General features: G+C 68.0%; 2 protein-coding genes. Both read right to left on the bottom strand.

Annotated elements, in window-relative coordinates:
- On the bottom strand, nucleotides 1-801 hold an 801-nt coding region (locus tag IE241_RS33840), incomplete at its 3' end, for a 2-oxoacid:ferredoxin oxidoreductase subunit beta (RefSeq protein ID WP_190025714.1).
- On the bottom strand, nucleotides 794-2,141 hold a 1,348-nt coding region (locus tag IE241_RS33835), incomplete at its 5' end, for a 2-oxoacid:acceptor oxidoreductase subunit alpha (RefSeq protein ID WP_190025713.1). The genes IE241_RS33835 and IE241_RS33840, both read right to left, overlap by 8 nt.

Raw genomic sequence — 2,141 nt, 5'->3', positions numbered from 1 at the left:
GGTGACCTGGACGACCTGCAGGTCGCCGGTGGCCGCGTTGCGGACGATGCCCTTGTCGTTGTCGGTGCCGAAGCGGATGGGCTGGCCGTGTTCGAGGCGGATGACGGCTTCCTTGGCCTGGTCGCGGTCCTTGAGGGGTTCGAAGGCGCCGTCGTTGAAGATGTTGCAGTTCTGGTAGATCTCGACCAGGGCGGTGCCGGGGTGCTGGGCGGCCTGCTGCAGGACTTCGGTGAGGTGTTTGCGGTCGGAGTCCACGGTCCGGGCGACGAACGAGGCTTCGGCGCCGAGGGCCAGCGACACCGGGTTGAAGGGCGCGTCGAGCGAGCCCATCGGCGTGGACTTGGTGATTTTTCCTGTTTCGGAGGTGGGGGAGTACTGGCCCTTGGTCAGCCCGTAGATCCGGTTGTTGAACAGCAGGATCTTGAGGTTGACGTTGCGGCGCAGGGCGTGGATGAGGTGGTTGCCGCCGATGGAGAGGGCGTCGCCGTCGCCGGTGACGACCCAGACGGACAGGTCGCGGCGGCTGGTGGCCAGGCCGGTGGCGATGGCGGGGGCGCGTCCGTGGATGGAGTGCATCCCGTAGGTGTTCATGTAGTACGGGAAGCGGGAGGAGCAGCCGATGCCGGAGACGAAGACGATGTTCTCTTTGGCGAGGCCGAGCTGGGGCATGAAGCCCTGGACGGCGGCGAGGATGGCGTAGTCGCCGCAGCCGGGGCACCAGCGTACTTCCTGGTCGGACTTGAAGTCCTTCATGGACTGCTGGGCTTCGGCCTTGGGCACCAGCTTCAGTGCCTCAGTCATCGATGGCCTCCTTGAGCACGGTGGCGAGCTGCTCGGCCTTGAAGGGCATGCCGCTGACCTGGGTGTAGGAGCGGACGTCGGTCAGGTAGCGGGCCCGCAGGAGCGTGGCGAGCTGACCCAGGTTCATCTCCGGCACGACCACCTTGTCGTACCGCTTGAGCACCTCTCCCAGGTTCTTCGGGAAGGGATTGAGGTGGCGCAGGTGCGCCTGGGCGATGGGGACGCCCTCGGCGCGCAGGCGCCGCACCGCGGCGGTGATCGGCCCGTAGGTCGAACCCCAGCCCAGGACCAGGGTGGAGGCGTCGTCGGGGTCGTCCACGCTCAGGGCAGGGACGGCGATGCCGTCGGTTTTGGCCTGGCGGGTGCGGACCATGAAGTCGTGGTTGGCGGGGTCGTAGGAGATGTTGCCCGTGCCGTCCTGCTTCTCGATCCCGCCGATACGGTGCTCCAGCCCCGGCGTGCCCGGCACCGCCCAGGGGCGGGCCAGGGTCTGCGGGTCACGCTTGTACGGCCAGAACACCTCGGTGCCGTCGGCCAGGGTGTGGTTGGGGCCGGTGGCGAACTGCACCCGCAGGTCGGGGAGCTCGTCGGGCTCGGGGATGCGCCAGGGCTCGGAGCCGTTGGCCAGATACCCGTCGGAGAGCAGGAAGACCGGCGTGCGGTAGGCCAGCGCGATCCGCGCCGCATCCACCGCCGCATCGAAGCAGTCGGCGGGAGTCTTCGGGGCCACGATCGGCACCGGCGCCTCACCGTTACGCCCGTACATGGCCTGCAGGAGGTCCGCCTGCTCCGTCTTCGTCGGAAGACCCGTCGACGGCCCACCACGCTGGATGTCGACAATCAGCAGCGGCAGCTCCAAAGACACCGCAAGACCGATCGTCTCCGACTTCAGCGCCACACCCGGCCCGGAGGTCGTCGTCACCGCCAAAGCGCCACCGAACGCCGCACCCAAAGCCGCGCCGATGCCGGCGATCTCATCCTCCGCCTGGAACGTGCGCACGCCGAAGTTCTTGTGCTTCGACAGCTCGTGCAGGATGTCCGAGGCCGGGGTGATCGGGTACGAACCCAGATACAGCGGCAGATCCGCCTGCCGCGCCGCCGCGATCAGCCCGTACGACAGCGCCAGATTCCCCGAGATATTCCGGTACGTGCCCGCCGGGAACGCGGACGTCGCCGGGGCGACCTCATACGAGACGGCGAAGTCCTCGGTCGTCTCACCGAAGTTCCAGCCCGCCCGGAACGCCGCCACATTCGCCTCGGCAATGGCCGGCTTCTTCGCGAACTTCCTCCGCAAAAACGCCTCGGTCCCGCCGGTCGGCCGGTGATACATCCACGACAGC

This window comes from Streptomyces hiroshimensis (assembly GCF_014650335.1).
In the GTDB taxonomy this organism is placed as follows: domain Bacteria; phylum Actinomycetota; class Actinomycetes; order Streptomycetales; family Streptomycetaceae; genus Streptomyces; species Streptomyces hiroshimensis.
Note: the sequence above shows the minus strand (reverse complement) of the source record. Positions and strands in the feature narration are given on the sequence as shown.